This is a genomic window from Candidatus Tisiphia endosymbiont of Nedyus quadrimaculatus, assembly GCF_964059235.1.
In the GTDB taxonomy this organism is placed as follows: Bacteria; Pseudomonadota; Alphaproteobacteria; order Rickettsiales; family Rickettsiaceae; genus Tisiphia.
In genome coordinates this window covers 593,903-613,022 of record NZ_OZ060452.1, presented here as the reverse complement: position 1 = coordinate 613,022, position 19,120 = coordinate 593,903, and the positions used below count along the sequence as shown (strand labels likewise).

The window sequence follows — 19,120 nt, the reverse complement described above, 5'->3', positions numbered from 1 at the left end:
GTTACTTATTTAGGGGGGCAATTTTCATTACAATTTTTCCCTTAAAGGGGTCAATAGCTGATTACAATTTACAAAAAGCCGAAGCTAGATTCCTGTTATTTGAGCCAATTACTCCCCCTAGAAGTGGGAGTTTGTTATAGAACCGCTCAAAGCGGGTTAATATTACTTATTTTGACCTGTAAAACAGGTTAAGTTGATCAGCTCTTTTATCCTCAGATTCTTGGTTTTGAACGTATTTACGTACTACCTCTTCATTCGCTCCTACGGTACTCACAAAATATCCTCTTGCCCCAAATTTATGACCAACAAAATTTTGCTGTTTATTTGCTATATTTTGTGCTACCCATATAGAACTTTTACCTTTAATAAAACCCACAATGGTTGAAATAGAATGTTTGGGAGGAATGGATATTAGCATATGCACATGATCCTGCATTAAATATCCTTCCTCTATCTTACATTCCTTTTGACCCGCTAAACGATGCAACACTTCTTTTAACTCTTTCCTAATTAATCCAAATATCGTTTTCTTGCGATATTTGGGTGTAAAAACAACATGGTACTTACATTCCCATGTACAGTGGTTTAAACTATTATAGTTTGGCATATACATTATCCTTCTTGATTCTGCTTTGAGCGGCAAAATCATTTAGGGATATCTTTAGTATATGTCAAACTCTATGATTCCACCGCTGAAAGCGGTGGCTTAGCATTTGGGATAGTTATTTGCTAAATTGTATGAGCAAACTTCAGTGATCATTACTACCCATTTGAGATTTGAAGAATGGAATGATATGTTTGGTAATGCTAAGGCAACAAAAGTAATTATCGATAGATTGACACATCATTGTCAAATCATAGAAACTGGTAATAAAAGTTTTAGAGGAGGGAAAGATGTAGATTAAAGATTAAAATAATAGACTACGGTATTAATTAAAAATTACAATGATTTTAGAAAATTCTATCTGAATTTTAACCAAAATTAACTAATTTTTTTATGTGGTTAGGGGGGCAATAGTTTATTACAATAGGGGGGCAATAGCTGATTACAATTTACAAATATTAAAAATATTAATTTTTTGGAGATATTGTTACTTATTTAGGGGGTCAATTTTCATTACAATTTTTCCCTTAAAGGGGTCAATAGCTGATTACAATTTACATACAACTTCCTCGCAATGACGCATGTATACTGTCATTGCGAGGAGCTACTTTAGTAGCGACGAAGCAATCTAATCTAATGAATAGTGGATTGCCACTACACTCACGTGGTCTCGCAATGACGTTGGTATTGCTAATACTTACGTTATAAGACTGTGAAAATAATAGGGGTTGATTTGGCTAAGAAATTTGTATATAATCATACTGATACCTCTACAAAAGGGTTATTATTATTTAAATAGCATTTGATGCTATTTGATTAATTTCACTGGTAAGTACTTTTGAGCGTGTGAAACTTTGAGTACTTACCAGTATATTATTCCCAAATGTAACATTTAAGTTTTGGCTTTATTAATAAGCTTAATACTTAAGTGTTACACTGGCTTTTTTAGTTTGAGATTTATAGCTAACCCGATTAGCATTAATCCGTCATTGCGAGGAGTGCGTAAGCACGACGAAGCAATCCAAATTTAATGTTTTTGGATTGCTTCGTCGCTACTTAAAGTAGCTTCTCGCAATGACGCCAATTTATATGGCTAAATACTAATCGGATAGCTAAACCAAAATGTGTATTTTGGTTCTAAAAAAATAGTCAGTAGTTACTGACCTCTTTTTTTAGGTCTCATCCTATTTTTGGGAGTTTATTATAATTATTTTGAGGTGTCAAGAGAAAAATACCCTGTCGCAGGATATTTTATTACTTAAATAGCACTTTTGGTATTAGAATGGCTCTTGTTTATAAAATACAAGAATTTTTAAAGAGAAAATTCGACGAATTAAACTTAGAAAGAAAAGGTTTCGCTAGAAATAGCGGTATTCCTTATTCTACTGTAATTAATATAACAAAAGGACATAAACTAAATACTGATATAAGTAATATACTTAAAATTGCCAATTATTTTAGATGTTCAATTGATGAAGTTATAGGCAGAAATGACTATATCACTTTACCTAACACAAAAAACTTAGTATTTCATGAAATCACTTTAGAAGAGATAATAACTAATATAAAAAGATTTCTAGAAAATAAAGTAAAGAAGCAAAATCTAAATTTATATAAACTAAGTATGGATATAGGCTTTAGTAGTAATCCTTTGCATAGTTTTGTTAATGGTAAGAGAGAACAAAAAACTTTAAACAGCCAAATCATAGTAGCCCTAGCGGATTATTTCCAAATATCACTAGATGAAATGGTTGGTAGAATTAAGCCCACTACTGCTGATAATGATGAGGTTTCTCAACAAAACTCCAATAGTGATTCTGATCTGAATAATTTATAGCAATTACTTTCCTATAGTGAACTACCAAACTGCCAAAAGACACTTGGTAATTCACATTTTACGATTTTTTTCACATTATATTACTTAGTGCTTTATAATTTATGTGCTATACTATAGCTAACCCGAAAAGGTTTTAGTTATAGTTAATCTTAGTTTAGCTAGAAGCGATGTCATTCCTGCGAAAGCAGGAATCTAAAACAGACAGAAAGGGTGCTTTAAACATTCTAGATTCCCGCCTACGCGGGAATGACATCAATTCTATTACCATTACTATGCCTTAAACCTTTTCGTGTTAGCTATAGCTTTATAATTGATAACTACTAATAGCAGCATATATATGGATAAAATAACTCCTAGAGTTGATTTGGCATTTAAGAAAATCTTTGGCGTAGAAGAGAATAAGGATTTGCTGATATCCTTGATTAATTCAATTGTATCTAAGGAAGATCAAGTGGCAGAACTAACGCTGCTTAATCCATATAATCCAAAGAACTTTAAGAGTGATAAACTCTCAATATTAGATGTTAAAGCCAAATCCGTTGATGGCAAAAGGTTCAATATTGAAATTCAAATTAGCGACGAAGCTGATTATGATAAGCGAGCTTTATATTATTGGGCTAAATTATATACCGAGCAATTAAAGGTAGCTCAGGACTATTCTACCCTAAGCAAAGCCATTGGTATTCATATTCTAAACTTTACTTCTATTCCGAATGTAACTAAGTATCACAATGTTTTCCATATAGTTGAAAAAGATAGTGGATTGTTGTATTTCAAGGATCTCGAATTACATACTATTGAGCTTAATAAGTTTACTGATAATTCTTATGAGGAATTACCTGATATACTGAAAAAAGTAAAAAACTCTTTAGATATGTGGACAGCTTTTTTAACAAGACATGACTTACTTAACAAAGATAATTTGCCTAAAGAATTAGACAATGCCTCCTTAAAAAAAGCTCTAACAGTGCTAGATGTTATGAACTTTACTGACGAAGAAAGAGAGGCCTATGAAGACCATCTTAAATGGCTTCGTATCGAAGCTAACACTCTAAAAAAACAACTGGAAAAAGGTAGAGAGGAAGGTAGAGAGGAAGGCAGAGAGAAAGGTAGAGAGGAAGGCAGAGAGAAAGGTAGAGAGGAAGAAAGAATATCTATGGCAAAAGAAATGCTGTTAAACAATGAGCCGATGGAAAAAATTATTAAATACACTAAGTTAAGTAAATCTCAAATAGAAAATCTAAAATAATGACTTACGATCCTCAAACTGTTACTGCTCTAAAATTATTGGCAGAAAATGCCACATTTGAATATATTGCCAAAGTTACTGGTTTAACTATTGAAGAAATCCAAAAACTAAAATCTTCTAATTGATTCAAATAATCTAGGATAGTTGTTATTACATAACTGCTTGAGTAAGTAAGTTACAGGTAAAATACCATTTTCTAAAAAAATAACGCAATCCGAATTTAGGATAACTTTTATCCCAAATTCGCTAATATAAGGAAAATGATATTTTTTTCTATAAAACAGCCACAAACTGTGCAAAAATTGTTAAAAATATAGTAAAAACCTTGAGAATTTTAGGAATTACCTGTTAAAATTTTATTTCCTCGATTTCTAACGGACAGACAATGTACTAGTCAAGATTTGAACTTACAGACATTATAAAATTTCCGTACGATTGCCAGTTGAATTTTGGTTATCTATTTGATTGTCAGCTAGATTGTGAATTTGAGAATTAAATGACGTATTACTAACACTCAACTACCAGTGCTTCCCTTGCAGTATTTACTAAATCTGCATCAATAAAAGTAACATTATTTATTTTCATCAAACGCTATAATTGTTGGAATAGCTTGGTTAAGACTATTGTATATCATTTTAGTATAACTGTTAAATAATATGCTTATATTTTACATTTACTTGCTTTACATTTATATTTGACAGTTTATGATTAAAAAAACCCAGTCAAAATCTACATTTCTTCCGTCTTTCAAAAATGTAAAGTTAGACAAGCCTTAAAATTGACATTATACAGCTTACATTAATATAAAGCTTTATTATCTAATTAGTACTTATATATATTACAAGTAATACTACTTACATTACCGCTTACTTTTCATATTTATACTTTACTTTGTGTTATATTAGATTCCTAATATTAAATAGATGAACTTACATTTATGCTAGTATATTTTTATGTAGTACTATATAATAAATTATAGCCATTTGATATAAAGGTTTATACTCCATGTATATCAGTACAATTACAATATCTCATAAAGGACAGATAGTATTACCTAAAAAGATACGTAAGATTCTTAATAGCAATACTATATCTCTGTTAGTTAACGATCAAAACCAAATATTACTTACACCCATTAATGAATTAGGGGGAATTTTTTCTTCTTATAATAAAGATACAAAACTTTCTTTCGACGAGATAAGGGAGCAATCATGGCAAGATTCCACTTTGATTAAAATTAACAATTCAAGCAGTGAAGAATAGTGATGAAGTATTATTGTGATACCAACTTTGTTATTCGATATCTCCTAGGAGAGAATTCAGAAATGTTTCTAAAAACTAAGGAAGTATTTGCCCAAGTACAAACAGGAAAAGCTTCCATTATTCTTGAACAAACAGTATTCACTGAAATAACGTTTGTTCTCTCGTCATTCTATAAGATACCCAAAAATAAGATAGCTGAAGTATTATCTGATCTATTAGCTTATAAAGGAATTGTTTGTGAGGACAAAGATGCGTTATTACTGTCAATAAGCGTTGAAAAATGACCCACATAAGTCTAGAACTATTGTTTTTTTTTCATACGATAACTTTCATTTCCCGTTTCAATGATATCACAATTATGACAAACTCTATCAAGTAGCGCTGAAGTCATTTTATTACAACCAAATATTTGTGACCATTCTGAGAATATAAGATTAGTAGTAATAATAATTGAAGTGTTGGAATGTATTTTAGATAATAGATGAAAGATAAGTTGACCGCCATTCTTAGAAAATGGTAGATAACCAAGCTCATCTAGGACTAGTACATCTATTTTTTGCAAGGAAGCTGCTAGTTTTCCTACCTGAGCAGAGTTCTTTTCATATTCTAATTGATTAGCAAGATCTACAAGATTAAAAAATCTTGATTTATAACCTTTTCGTACTGCTTTTGTACTTAATGCAATAGCTAGGTGAGTTTTACCGCTACCAGTACCACCAACTAGGATTATATTTCTAGATGTTTTAATAAACTCGCAACTATATAGATGCATAATTTGTTCTTGGTTTATTGGGGTATCGATAAATATGAAATTATCTATATCTTTTTTCTCAGGAAACTTTGCTGCGCTAATCCTACTTTGAATAGACCTAAGAGTTCGTGTTGTTAGTTCAGATTTTAATAAATTATGTAAAATATAATTCGAGGCTTCTTTACGCCTTATGGCATCAGATATAATTTCATCATAAGACTCAAGCATCCCTGTAAATTTTAGCTTTCTCATAACATTTATAATATCTTCTCTAGTAGATTCTTGATATACATTGTTCATTACTTACCTCCTAACTTGAGAAAATTATCGTATATCTCACAATTAGCTTTCGGGATATGTTTTAAAGTATGATATTCTTGGTAATTACTTGGCTCTGTTACTTTTAACTCATCTTTATTACGTAATATAATATTTAAAATTACCTCCTTACTAACAGTTCCTATTTTTAGTGCTTGGGTGCATGCTGATACTACTGCTTCTATGGATTCCATTGCTATATACGATAATATATGAGCAAAATCTCTTGTACCTGCTGGGCTGCTCTCAAGACGTCTTCTAACTTCTATGAGCTCTTCTGGTAAATTCATATTAAGGAATGGTTCACCATTTCTTAATGCTCCGGGTTTATACCTTAATATTGGCAGATAATGATTGACGTCATAACAAGTTTCTCCCTTAGTAAATTTCCGTTTATGACGACCTACCTCTTGACCATTATAAATAAATACTAGATGTTCAGCATATATCTTACATTGTACTATTTTCCCAGCACAACTACAGTGAACGCTATAATTATTGCTTTCATATCTAGCCAAACAAGTAATAGAAACCTTGATATCTATTTCTTTGCAACCGTTAAATAATACAGGCACGGATACTAAAAAATTACGTTCTAGTTGATATGCTTCATCTATAGTCTTATCTTTATATTCGGGGTGTTTATGAGAGCTATTATAAGTAACTAATCTGCTGGTTAATATATCGTTTAATTCTTGCAAGGTTAAAGCTTTTGGCATAGGAGTAAAGAACTGTTCCCGGTCAATCTGTACTTGTCGCTCAACCCTACCTTTTTCATTACCTCGAGCTGGAGAACATGCTATCGGTTCAATGAGATAATGTGCGCAGAGCTTTTCAAACTTTGGATTCCATTCTCTATTATTAGAGCCTTTTAAAACCTTACTGACAGCAGTCTTCATATTATCATAAATCCCTTTAGTTGGACTACCACCAAAAAAAGTAAAGGCTCTAACATGTGCATCAAATACCATCTCTTGAGCTTCAGTAGGATAAATATAGATAAATTTTTTACGGCTATAACACAAAACAAAGTGAGCTACTTTAACATTTATTATTTCTCCAGCTAATATTACTTGCTCACTACTCCAGTCAAATTGGTAAGCTTCCCCAGGAGCAAAGGATAAAGGTACGCAAGCTTTTATATTAATCTCAAAATTTCTATCATTCCAAGTGTTAATATAACGACTAACAGCAGAGTAACTGCCTTGATACCCATAAATCTTTAACTCCTCAAATAAAGCTTTCCCTGTTTTTTTAGGCTTTGAATTCTTATTATCCCGCAACATCCTCTCAAGACTCTCAATATATTTCCCGAGTTTAGGTATAGGTTGAATTATTCGTATATAATCAGATTTAATCTCTCCTTGCGTACGAATGATACTTCTAACTGTATTACGTGATATATTTAATTCTCTACTTATTGAACGTATACCTTCTCCACGACGATAACGTCCTAATATCTTTCTCTTACTTTCCATTATTAACATCTCTGATTTTATACTCCTATTATTTATTCTGAAAATAATAGAAGTATAGGTTGATAATAATGGATTAATAACGTACTACTTTTCCCACTTCTTAGGTGGGTCATTTTTCAACGCACATTAACCCATTTAGTGGGTCATTATTGCACGCTTTTTAACAGTAATAGTACTTACAGGATCAAAAACGATGTCATATATGGACGAGTAAGTAAGTCAATAAGAAAAATGATGCGGGAGTAATAAAAAAATAAGCTGTCATATATTCGGCATCTAGTGCCATAATAGTTTTCGCATTCCACGCAATCCTTGGAGTTATCCACTCATTCTTACGGCTTCTAGAGCCTTGACATAAAATCTCGGACTTGTTTTTGGAATGCCCATTTATTATCTCCAATCACTTTCGCTTATATCGTACCTCTTAAATCCTATTTACTTACTTCTTCTTTTATATAGATAAAATACAGATAAATCTATATACACCACCAACTATCAAGCATATGCACATTTTCTTGTAACACATACATACGCTATTCTAGCTAATTTGTTTGCTATTGCCACAGCAGCCTTATTAAAGCTCATCCTTCCCAACAATTTTTTTGCCCATAGCACTAAATGATCAGTGGGGTCCTTTTGTATTTTTGCTCTGATTGCAATAGACCTTGCTCCTTGTATCAGCATAGTTCTAACATATCTATCTCCTTTCTTAGTGATAGATCCAAGACTTGTTTTACCACCTGTGCTATTTTGCTTAGGCACTAATCCCAAACTTGCAGCAAAACTTCGACAATCATCATAATTTTCATAAGCTGCTATGCTTAGTATATTAGCATTAATTTCTCCAATACCTGGTATTGTTTTTAATAAAGTAGCTGTTTCAGATTCTTTATTTATTGCTATTAGCTGTTTATCTATTGCTGATTCTTGTATTAATAACGTAGCAATTTCTTCAGCTATTACCTTCATTTCCTTATACATTCTCTCTGAAATCACACCAGCATTTTTGGCATCTTCTACTATATTTAATGCCTCACGGGCAAATTTAGATTTACTCATTTTTATGTAATAACCAAATTCAAGTAAATCACTCATTAAACCATTACTATATTGTACTCTTTGTCTAATAATATGTTGCCGACGTTTATGTAACCAACTAATCTCTTGTTGTGATATATTTTTTATACGAACCGATTTTAACTCCGGATCTTTTCCTGCTCTTGCTATTGCCAAAGCATCATTTGTATCATTTTTTTGCCGAGTTTTTGCAAAAGCTTTTACATCACATGGTTTAAGTAATTTTACTGTAAAACCTGATTCCATAAACTTATTGCTCCAATAATGACAACTGCCACATGCTTCCATTACCAATAAACTATTCTTGGGAATGTTTGTTAAAATGTAGTCTTCAAATTCTTCTCTGTGTAATTTTTTAGCTAATATTTTTTCACCATCTTTATTTAATGCAACAATATGAAAAATTGTTTTTGCTAAATCAATGCCTAGTATGTTAATATCTTTCATGGTATGGACTCCTTTTTAATTATTAAATAGTATAATTATGTGACCGAATTATATTCGTGATCACGGTAGTAAGTAAAGTTTCTTTTACTTACTCGTCCATACCATCATTCTTAGCAACGGCGGGAATCTAGAAAATAGCCTGCAAAGGCTATTAGATATTATGGATTCCTTACCGAAGCAGGAATGACATCAACAGTGGCTAAATGTGCGTTTACACCAATTATTAGTTATAACTTTTAAATTGTCCTGATCTAAAACACGAGAAGAGGTAATTTTGCTTACAAAATTACCTCCGAACAATAAGAACCATAGTACCCTACATTTTTTATATAACCACTATTAAAATGGCTGCTGATCGTCTATTAGAGAGGAGTCGCGAAAAAGCGGCGACGCGGCAATCCAAGATACGCGAAGCGTACTAGAAAAAACAGCTTCGCTGTTTACCTAGATCGCCACGGCATCTAAAGATGCCTCGCGATGACGATTATAGAAAAATGTAGGGTACTATGAATAAGAACACTCAGGTAATCTTACAGCACTCATTGAAATCGAGTCTTGGTAGCCGTGGGAAAGGGTCACCACCATCTTTGTAACCAATATTACATATGAAATTTACTTGATAAGTTGAATTGCTAAAGAAAGTACTATTTATAGCGTCTTTATTAAACCCCGACATAGGACCACAAGCTAATCCCTTACTTCTCGCAACAATCATCAAGTAAGCTGCTTGTAATGATGAGTTGCGAATTGCGGTATCTAGGGCAATCTGCTCAAAAGAGGCAAAATAATCTTTTATACTTGCATCATGAGGAAATAACTTGGGCATTAATTCATAAAACTTAGTATCAAAGGCAAAAATGGCTGTAACAGGTGCTGACTTAACTTTTTCAACGTTACTTGGAACTAAGCATTTGTACAATTTATCTTTTTCAGCTGAACTCTGAACAAAAACAATTCTCAAGGGGCAGCAATTAGCTGAAGTAGGACCAAGTTTTGCCATATTATAAATTTCTTCAAGTAACACTCTATCAACTGGCTTATCCAAAAACTTATAACAGGTTCTATCTGAAAATACTTCCTGAACATTTCTCATAGTAATACCCCTATCAATTCGATATAACAAATTACGCGAATTCGGGATAAGAATTAACTAATTCTTATCCCGAATTGGGGTAAGTTATATCGAACTAATGTTAACTTTCAGTGCTGCTCTCTTCTATAGGCTCATCTACTTTACTATCCTCTAGTTTAAAATCAAGCAAATTAATTGAACCTATATGTATACCATTATCAGAAAATTCAATATCAAATTTCACCTTTTCATAAGTTGCTAATTCATTATCATCTGTCTTAACTACTCCAAATAAAGAAGAATCAACAGCTTTCTCAATGATAGTTTTGACCATTTTTTTAGGTAATAACAAATTGTTAGGAATCAATTTATCGACGATATCATGGTAATTAGTCAATTCAAAAGATAATTTACCTTTTGGTAACTTACTATCAAAAAATTGTAAGAACCCTACCAAATCTACTTGGGCATTATCATCACAAGAAAAAACTAAACGATCGATATTTAAATTTCTGATAGAATTTGTATCTTTACCTTGGTTAGTAGCAATATTGATCAGTGTGGCTAAATCAAGCTGTGCTGTTTTGAAATTAAAAAAATCTTCCCCCGCAGAGTACAACAAACGTAATTGTAGAGCTATATTTTCACCATCCTGAGATTTTGCCTTATTGATTAGGAAAACTAAATCAGCAATATTAAAAATTTCCTTATCTTCCTGAATGAAGGATAATAATTTATTGTTAACTTGCAGAAACTTTACGATAGATTTTAAACTATCTCCATGGGATAATTTATATATAGGTTTATTAAATTTAACTAGTGCTGTAATATACTCCTTGGACTGAACACTATACTCTATTAATTTACCATCAAAATTTTCTTGTTGTTTTATCCCTTGTCCTCCTAAAATCAATCTAGCCTTTTTAAAACTAAAATCGAACAAAAATGTCATTTCCTCAGTAGATATCTCTTTGGAATTAACATGATCGATAAATTTTATTTTTGGCTCGACTAAACGAATTTGAAAGCGAATAGGAAAGCCAGAAACTTTGATTTGGCTATAAGATATTTTAGTATTATCTGTCTCTGAATTCTTTATAGTATTTACTATATTGCTTTTGATAGTATAAGCAATGCCAAACCATACTATGGTGTAAATTAAACAAATAAAAAACAAAATTTTACGTATCACTCTATATACTCAATTATAAGTTAATATTACGGGTAGCAGATGGCAAGCGAACCCTTATACCGTCAAGTTCTTCACTAACAATAATCTGACAACCAAGTCTTGAAGTATGGGTAAGACCAAACGCTAAGTCAAGCATATCTTCTTCTGCTTCAGAAGGATTTTTTAATTTGTGGTAAAATTCCTCATCTACAATAACATGGCAAGTGGCACATGCTAGTGATCCTTCACATGCACCTTCAAGATCAATGTCGTTTTGATGAGCAATTTCCAAAATAGACAATCCAAGAGGAGCATCCACTATTTTTTCCGTACCATCTTTATCTATAATAAAAATTACTTTAGGCATTAATTATCATTACCTCTTATCTTATTTTATCAATATGCTTACCTTTCAGTAAGCCCAAAGTAGCACTATTTAATCTTTCATAAAAGAAATGCTCTGTTATAGTCTCAAAAGTTTTGCTACATTCTATAATGTAATCACGATCATTTGAATCTATTGCTTCTTTCAAAATTTTAATTGCCATTTCAATTTTTTCCATTTCATTCTTTGCTAAAATATTTGGCGTTTCTCTAATAGCATTTTCTATATTATAAATCAAAGATTTTGTATGAATAATTGTTTCTTGCAATAATTTCTTATTATGATCACTAGCAGCATTTTGATAAGCATTTTCTAGAATTTCGGTAATTTCACTTTCGTTTAAACCATAACTTGGTTTTACTTCAACATCATGTGATATACCACTATTTTTTTCTAGAGCTGACACTGACAAGATACCATCTGCATCAATAGAAAATGTTACTTCTGCTCTTACTCCTCCTGCTTTCATTATTGGTAATTTTAGTTCAAATTTTGCCAGTGACCTACAATCTTCTACCATTTCTCTCTCTCCCTGTACCACATGTAGCTTCATAGAAGTTTGGTTATCTACATAAGTGGTGAACTCCTTAGTAACCGATATCGGTATGGGGCTATTACGAAGAATGATTTTTTCAGTAATACCACCATTTAATTCGATACCGAGTGACAAAGGAACTACATCGATTAATAAGGAATTAACATTTGCCGAAGTTAGGTTCTCTGCCTGCAGGGCTGCTCCCCATACTACCGCCTTATCTGGGTTAATATCCGAGAAAATAATAGTATTAAACGTTTGTGCTAAACTTCTACTAATTAAGGGTATGCGAGTTGAACCACCAACAAGGATGATACCTGAAATATTAGGGTTGCCTGCATGCTCTAGCGTATCTTTAGTAATAGATATTGTACGTTCTACCAATGGTAATATTAACTGCTCAAAATTTTCTAGATCTAACTCCAATATCGTCGCCTCCTCGTATATCATAGCAAATTTATTTTGACCACTAAGTATTTCTTTAGCTTTTTTTGCTAATTTTATTAATTCGCTAGATTCTAGTAATTTATATTGATCACAAAAATACCTCATCACTAAGTGGTCAATATCATCACCACCTAAAATATTATCTCCACCAGTGGCGATGACCTGAAATACGCCCGTTTGCATATTTAGAATTGATACATCAAAAGTACCACCTCCTAGGTCATACACTAAATAACAACCCCTACTTTCTTTATTTAAACCATATGCATAAGCTGCTGCTGTTGGTTCTGCAATTAACCGTAATACCCTAAACCCAGCAATTTTTGCAGCTAGCATTACTTCTCCTCTAGCAGCATCGTTAAAATGTGCTGGCACGGTTATTACAGCTTGTTTGACTTCCGAATTCAATTTTTGAGCAGCCTGTTTCTTTAAGTACAAAAAGATTTGCCCGGCAACTTCTGGAATCGTCAGTAATTTTCCAGCAAACCTTATTCGTAAAATTTCACTATCTAAATCAATATAGTCTTTCACTAAACTAAAAAACACAGGGTTGTTGCGTATATCAGATAGTTTTTTACCAAAAAGTCTTTTAATAGAACGAAAATTGTCAATTATATTATCATTGCCAACAATAAAGCCTTTACCATGAAACGCTATAACTGATGGTATAAGTTCTCGGCCATGATCATCTATGATAATTTGTATTATTTGTTTATTTGATAAAGCAATCAATGAGTTGGTTGTACCAAAATCAATACCAACTGCTATATCCTTATCATGTTCATGCTGGTTAGAAGAGCCAGCTTCGCTAATTTCTATTATTTGCATGATTTGATTTTTAGTTGAATATTATTAATTAAATTTTTAAGGTATTTAAATTTTATGGTAGTATCAAGAGCGTCTTGCATATTTTGATCTTGAAATGCAGTAGTTAGAGATTCAATAAGTTTTTCTTTTTCAAGGATTTTGTTATTTAGCATATGCTCTAACTTAGTTAATTCTTGAGTAGTTTCAACAAGCTCTAATTCATTCCACACAACATTTAATTGTTCCTTTGAGATACCTTGCCTAACCGTTATTTCATCCAAGACTATATTGTTTAAAAGTAGAAGATACTCAGCTCGGGCTAAATCATCTTTAAGAATTGAATAAGCTTTATTTATATCAATAGAGATAGCCAAATTTTCTTGCCTCGCATTGTTAGTTTTAGCTCTATCTGGATGATATTTTGACTGCATAGCAAAATATTGACAATCCAATATATTTAAGTCAATATTATATTTTCTTTCTACACCTAATAACTCAAAATAACTGCTCATAATCACTTCTAGTAGATCAATTATCAAACCATGACTCTGTGATTATATACTAGAATAATTGTTTAATAGAAAGAAAAATAGGTAGCATAGTAACTCGATAATCAAGTTTTTTAGAATTGTTAAAGAGCCGCCGTGTACCCACAAACGTCATCGCGAGGCATCGTAGATGCCGTGGCGATCCCATGAAGTAAGGTCTCCTTCATAAGATTGCCACGTCGCCGCTATCGCGGCTCCTCGCAATGACGTATTTTTAACAATTTTAAAAAACTTGATTATCGAGTAGTAAAGTATCAACTCTATTAAATCTTACGTATCCTTGAAAAGGCTAGTACAAATAACATGCTAAATAACGTAGTAAATAAAAAAAGTTGAGGCCAGTCCATATAATTTGCACAAATACCAGATAAAAAGGATAAAATAATTCGTACGAAAGAGCCAAAAGAAGATATAATGGAGTACTGTGTGGCTATCAATTCGCTACTACATAAACTAGAAAAATAAATAAGAATCGCTGTATTACCAAGCCCGCAACAAAAATTTTGCACAGTAATTGTTATAGTAAATATAAGCATATCATGACCTGCTATAGATAAAAACACAAACATTAAGGGTGACAGTAATTGTAGACTACCACATATTAGGACACTTCGAGATATTCCTATTTTTGCAGTCAAAATACCGCTAATAACTCCTCCAAAGATCATTAGCATGAATCCATATGCTTTTGAAATAGAAGCAATTTCTTGAGAGGTAAAAGACAAGTCAATAAACAATGGAGAACTCATTGCCATAGGAATTGAGTCGCTTGCTTTATATAGAAAGACAAACAGCATAATGAACATCCAGTTTGGATGATTTCGTTTTAACAATAGTAAGCTATCACCAATGGCTTGAAAATATTGTGCAGGTGAAATTAAATCAGTAGAGGTGTGTTGAGTTTTTTTTGTAACAGGTTCTTGCATATATAAGGTTATTATAGGTGCAACCATTGTTATAAAAAAGATACATAGATATACAACGTACCAATTAAAGAGGCAAGATAAATATAACGCCCCTGTACTATTAATAAGTATTCCTATACGAAAACCAGTTGAACTAAAAGTTGTGGCAATTGAGAGATCTTCTCTTTTTCTAGTCCGTTCTATACGGTATGCATCTAAAACAACATCTTGAGTTGCTGCACAACAGGAAATAATAAAAATTAAAATTGCGGTAATAATTATATTAACAGGGGGATCTATAATTAAAAACCCACTAATACTGACTAATAAACATGTTTGGGTAACTAGTGTCCATCCACGACGTTGACCAAATTTTTGACATATCACAGGTATAGAATATTTATCAATAAACGGTGCCCATATTGGTTTTAAGCAATATGGAATAGATGTTAGAAACATTACACCAATAATATCAGTTGAATATCCCGCCTGTGATAATTGGTAATGAGTAGTAAATGATACTAAAGAAAAATTTACTCCTGCAACTATTCCTAGTAAGAAGAAACAAATAAAATAAGAACGTGTATGATTAGTTAGCATATTCAGGAGTGATATCCATCTTTTCAAACAATTATCTAGACATTAGGTATATTTAGTAATACAGCTTTTTTAATAATTTCATATAGTTAATATTGCCAAAAAAAGTTAAAAAATGGTTACAAAAAAGTTCTACAGAAATAAAGAAGATTTTATTTGTGAGATATGTAGTGAATTGGTACAAGGAAATGGCTATACTAACCATTGTTCAATATGTTTCTACAGCAAGCATGTGGATATTAACCCTGGGGATAGAGGCTCTAGATGTAACGGACTAATGCAGCCAGTTTCCTATAAACTCGACAGTAAAAAGGGCATAATTCTAACCCATAAATGCCTTAAATGTGGAGAATATAAAAACAATAAACTTGCGAACACAGATAGCGTAGAGAATTTGCTAAATGTTTTCAGTTATAGCTAACACGAAAAGGTTTAGGGCATAGTAATGGTGATAGAATTGATGTCATCCCTGCCTACGCAGGGATCTAAAGAAATAGACCGAAAGGGTGTGTTAAACTTTTTAGACCCCTGCCTTCGCAGGGGTGACATAAACTGTCATGAATTGTAGCCTTCAGAAAAAAACTTGATTATCGAGTAAAACATTTTCGGGTTAGCTATAGATCAGTCTATTGTGTTTTTATTGCCACAAAGTCTCTCTATAACACTATTGATTAATGCTCAGAATAGTTTTTAGTTTGGCATAAGGAAATTAGTATGCTATATATACCAAACTAGGTAGCCTAAGTGGAATTTGGAGAGATTTGTGTTTCACGGGTATTATTTGAGAATCTATAAGGGGATTCTTGTCTATATAATTTAAGGAGAAATATTATGAAAAAATTGTTTTTAATCGCTGCTACAAGTACGGCTCTTTTAACTTCTGCTACATCTTTTGCAGATGTAGGACAGTTTTATCTTAAAGCTGAAGGTGGTGCGAGTAAGTTGAATAATACGAAAATGAAATGGGAGAATGCTAAAACAAAGAAAGAAGATAGCTTGAAATTTAAAGCTAAAACTAACGCTATTTTGGGTCTTGGTGCAGGTTATTATGCCATGGATAATGTTAGAGCAGAATTGACACTTGATTTCCTAATCAATCCAGAATTTACTAATACTACTACTGAAGATTTGGGTTCAAAGCGTCAAGAAGTTAGCAAAATAACAGCTAAAGGGCAAGTGGTGTCATTGTTGCTCAGCGGTTATGTAGATTTGTATGATGCAGGTTTTGCTAAATTCTTTGCTGGAGCAGGTATTGGTATGGCTCAAATAAAAGAAAAAATAACTTATGATAATACTACAACCCTTGATGGAAAGGTTGAAGATACTGACAGAGGTTCTGACACTAGGAAACCTGCTAATAATTTTGCTTATCAGTTGACTGTTGGTGCTTCTGCTAATGTGGCTGATGGTGTGAATGTTGAGCTTGCCTATAGTTGGAGAGATTATGGAGAAACAAATTCTAAAAATAAAGATAAGAAGGAGACTGAAAAATTACCTAAAACCGCTTACAGAGGTCACAATTTAATGGCTGGCTTAAGATTTGATATTTAATAATAATTTACCAAGTACACAAGTTTAAGTAAGTATAATACTCCTTAAAGGTTGATGTCATCCCCGCGTAAGCGGGGATCTAAAATATCTAACAACACATTATCCATGCTATTTTTTTAGATTCCCGCCTACGCGGGAATGACACCGAGGGTACTTAAGTTAAAAAAACTTGCACACTTAGTAATAATTTATAGATTTATTATTTTTGTTCTACAAAAGAAGAGGGCTTTTAGTAACCCTCTTCTTTTTTTATTTGTAGGGTTATCTTAAAAAATAAGCTAGCTGATTAGTTTAATTTATAGTAAACTGTAAATTAACCTCAAGTATCGCTGCAAGACATCGGTTTAATAGCCTAGGGTGTCATCCCTGCGAAAGTAGCGGGATCTAGAAATAAATAGTCTCCCATGCTATTTTTTTAGACCCTACTACTTTCGCAGGGGTGACATCCGAAGGGGCAGGGACATCGTTTTTGGCTTTGTAAGTACCATTACTTACGTTGGCGTTTTTTGTCCACTTTTTCTGTACTCGTTTGTGCTATAACCTTATTTACAAACAGATAGCAAGGTAAAAACAAGAGTGCTAACCCTAAGTTAAACGTTGCTATCTTTAAGAATCCTTCTTTATATATATCTAAGGACTCTAAACAATCTACTTCTCCATTTATGGAAGGGATTGACATGAACTTCGATATTAAAATTCCTGCTAAATTAGAAAATGCTGCAAATAACATTATTATACCCATTACCAAACCTTTTAAGTGTTTAGGTGCAAGTAAAGTTGCTTGTTCTTGTATTAATGGCCCTATACATAGTTCTCCAAGTCCTATAAATGCTATACCACCTACTAAATATAGGAATCCTATCTTTCCTTCTATATTTGCATTTAAACATCCTATATATAATATAAAAAAGCATATAGCCATGGTAGAAATACCAAAAGCAAATATAGGAGTGGTATATTTTTTATCAAATTTCATATATGTCCCTAATAGAGAACCAAATATTATAATTGAAAGAGGGTTTATTGCCTGAAAAGCAGCAGGTGGAATTGTTAAACCCAATATTTCATTTACAACATTTCTTTGAGTAAATAAGTTGACTAGTGAACCAAGTTGCATTTCTAATGCAAAAAAACACATAAAAAATGTCATTAGTATTAATAATACTGTTAATCTTTTTCTTTGTAGTGGCGATGATTTTACTATTATGTAAATAAATACACCTAAAATTAGAATACCGCACAAAGCAAGTATATTAGCAAAAAACTCACTTGATATAAGCATTCTAGCAACTACAAGAGAAAAAAGAAGGCTAGCTATCATTAATATAGTAAAAATATTTAACCCTAGTATTTTCTTATTCATCAGTTTTGGTCGTGGGGAAATACCATTATCTCCTAACAAATATTGAAATTTGATAAAAATAGTAAGTCCTAAGATCATACCACCCCCAGCTATACCAAAACCATAGTGCCAACCATATAAATAAGCTATATAACTACATAATATGGATGCCATGAATGATCCTAGATTTACACCTACATAAAATAAAGTAAATCCTCTACTTCGTTCTGGGTCGTCTTCCTTGTAACATGAACCTAACAAATTAGTTATATTCCCTTTAAACATACCAGTACCTACAGCAATTAACGCAAGACCTATATATATTAGCTCAGACTCCAATTCAACTAAAGTTAAGGACAGGTGACCAATAGTGATAATGATACCGCCAAGTAGTACCATATTACGAAATCCTGTTAATTTGTCAGCAAGGAAGCCTCCAAGCACAGGACCTGCATAACCAACCGCTGCAAATAATGAATAGATGGCATAAGCTTTTGCATCTTCATAGCCCAAACGGGAAGTCAAGAAAAGCACTAAAAGAGATCTCATCCCATAGTAACTAAATCGCTCCCACATTTCAACAAAAAATAGCATTGTTAAAAATTTGGGAAACCTCGTTGAATTTGGTACATTTAAAATTGCACTCATAAAACACCTAAATATAATGTTAAAATTTGAATGTTATAGTTAAGCCCATAGGATTAGGTGACAAAGAACATAACAATTGTAAATTGTC

The 19,120-nt window shown here is 32.3% G+C and carries 18 protein-coding genes and 1 pseudogene; 8 read left to right on the top strand and 11 right to left on the bottom strand.

Annotation, left to right across the window (positions count from 1 at the left end):
• Positions 1-166: 166 nt before the first annotated feature.
• The gene (tnpA, locus tag AB3211_RS03040; RefSeq protein ID WP_367364806.1) at positions 167-607 is read right to left on the bottom strand and encodes an IS200/IS605 family transposase; all 441 of its coding nucleotides are present in this window, start codon (positions 605-607) and stop codon (positions 167-169) included.
• Positions 608-722: 115 nt separating this feature from the next.
• Between tnpA and AB3211_RS03035 the strand changes: the two are divergent.
• From AB3211_RS03035 to AB3211_RS03010, 6 genes and pseudogenes are all read left to right on the top strand, one after another.
• A pseudogene (locus AB3211_RS03035) lies at positions 723-905 on the top strand (ATP-binding protein); the annotation flags it as partial.
• Between the two features lie 981 nt (positions 906-1,886).
• On the top strand, positions 1,887-2,441 hold the full coding sequence (locus AB3211_RS03030) for a helix-turn-helix domain-containing protein (RefSeq protein ID WP_367364649.1): 555 nt from the start codon (positions 1,887-1,889) through the stop codon (positions 2,439-2,441).
• Between the two features lie 337 nt (positions 2,442-2,778).
• On the top strand, positions 2,779-3,690 hold the full coding sequence (locus tag AB3211_RS03025) for an Rpn family recombination-promoting nuclease/putative transposase (protein ID WP_367364648.1): 912 nt from the start codon (positions 2,779-2,781) through the stop codon (positions 3,688-3,690).
• Positions 3,690-3,815, top strand: a complete 126-nt coding sequence (locus AB3211_RS03020; protein WP_367364647.1) for a hypothetical protein — start codon at positions 3,690-3,692, stop codon at positions 3,813-3,815. The genes AB3211_RS03025 and AB3211_RS03020 overlap by 1 nt, the downstream gene beginning before the upstream one ends.
• An 880-nt stretch (positions 3,816-4,695) precedes the next feature.
• The gene (locus AB3211_RS03015; protein WP_367364646.1) at positions 4,696-4,953 is read left to right on the top strand and encodes an AbrB/MazE/SpoVT family DNA-binding domain-containing protein; all 258 of its coding nucleotides are present in this window, start codon (positions 4,696-4,698) and stop codon (positions 4,951-4,953) included.
• 62 nt (positions 4,954-5,015) lie between these two features.
• Positions 5,016-5,237, top strand: a complete 222-nt coding sequence (locus AB3211_RS03010; protein ID WP_367364645.1) for a hypothetical protein — start codon at positions 5,016-5,018, stop codon at positions 5,235-5,237.
• A 17-nt stretch (positions 5,238-5,254) separates the two neighbouring features.
• Here AB3211_RS03010 and istB read toward each other — a convergent pair whose 3' ends face one another.
• The 9 genes from istB to AB3211_RS02965 form a co-directional block, all read right to left on the bottom strand.
• The gene (gene istB / locus AB3211_RS03005) at positions 5,255-6,004 is read right to left on the bottom strand and encodes an IS21-like element helper ATPase IstB (RefSeq protein ID WP_367363705.1); all 750 of its coding nucleotides are present in this window, start codon (positions 6,002-6,004) and stop codon (positions 5,255-5,257) included.
• A complete protein-coding gene (gene istA / locus AB3211_RS03000) occupies positions 6,004-7,500 on the bottom strand; it encodes an IS21 family transposase (protein ID WP_367363704.1) in 1,497 nt (498 codons plus the stop codon). Before istA ends, istB begins: the two co-directional genes overlap by 1 nt.
• Positions 7,501-7,995: 495 nt before the next feature.
• The gene (locus AB3211_RS02995; RefSeq protein ID WP_367363657.1) at positions 7,996-9,024 is read right to left on the bottom strand and encodes an IS110 family transposase; all 1,029 of its coding nucleotides are present in this window, start codon (positions 9,022-9,024) and stop codon (positions 7,996-7,998) included.
• A 520-nt stretch (positions 9,025-9,544) separates the two neighbouring features.
• Complete coding sequence (locus AB3211_RS02990; RefSeq protein ID WP_367364644.1) at positions 9,545-10,117, bottom strand: malonic semialdehyde reductase; 573 nt, start codon at positions 10,115-10,117, stop codon at positions 9,545-9,547.
• A 100-nt stretch (positions 10,118-10,217) separates the two neighbouring features.
• Positions 10,218-11,288 (bottom strand): hypothetical protein, encoded by a 1,071-nt coding sequence (locus tag AB3211_RS02985; protein ID WP_367364643.1) that lies wholly within the window; start codon positions 11,286-11,288, stop codon positions 10,218-10,220.
• 13 nt (positions 11,289-11,301) lie between these two features.
• On the bottom strand, positions 11,302-11,634 hold the full coding sequence (locus AB3211_RS02980; protein ID WP_341751628.1) for a ferredoxin family 2Fe-2S iron-sulfur cluster binding protein: 333 nt from the start codon (positions 11,632-11,634) through the stop codon (positions 11,302-11,304).
• A 16-nt stretch (positions 11,635-11,650) separates the two neighbouring features.
• Positions 11,651-13,462, bottom strand: a complete 1,812-nt coding sequence (gene hscA / locus AB3211_RS02975; RefSeq protein ID WP_367364642.1) for a Fe-S protein assembly chaperone HscA — start codon at positions 13,460-13,462, stop codon at positions 11,651-11,653.
• Positions 13,453-13,953 carry a Fe-S protein assembly co-chaperone HscB gene (hscB, locus tag AB3211_RS02970; protein ID WP_367364641.1) on the bottom strand — a complete coding sequence of 167 codons (501 nt, stop codon included), beginning with the start codon at positions 13,951-13,953 and terminating at the stop codon, positions 13,453-13,455. Before hscB ends, hscA begins: the two co-directional genes overlap by 10 nt.
• Positions 13,954-14,252: 299 nt before the next feature.
• Positions 14,253-15,494: an MFS transporter gene (locus AB3211_RS02965; RefSeq protein ID WP_367364640.1), complete on the bottom strand. Its 1,242-nt coding sequence runs from the start codon at positions 15,492-15,494 to the stop codon at positions 14,253-14,255.
• Between the two features lie 112 nt (positions 15,495-15,606).
• On the opposite strand from AB3211_RS02965, the gene AB3211_RS02960 reads away from it, so the two are divergent.
• Together AB3211_RS02960 and AB3211_RS02955 are read left to right on the top strand one after the other, a co-directional pair.
• Positions 15,607-15,912, top strand: coding sequence for an RNHCP domain-containing protein (locus AB3211_RS02960; RefSeq protein ID WP_367364639.1), 306 nt, complete (start codon positions 15,607-15,609; stop codon positions 15,910-15,912).
• 410 nt (positions 15,913-16,322) lie between these two features.
• Positions 16,323-17,042, top strand: a complete 720-nt coding sequence (locus tag AB3211_RS02955) for an outer membrane protein (protein WP_367364638.1) — start codon at positions 16,323-16,325, stop codon at positions 17,040-17,042.
• Between the two features lie 487 nt (positions 17,043-17,529).
• On the opposite strand, the gene AB3211_RS02950 is transcribed toward AB3211_RS02955, so the two are convergent.
• Entirely contained in the window at positions 17,530-19,032 is a 1,503-nt protein-coding gene (locus tag AB3211_RS02950; RefSeq protein ID WP_367364637.1) for a peptide MFS transporter, read from the bottom strand.
• Positions 19,033-19,120: the final 88 nt, after the last annotated feature.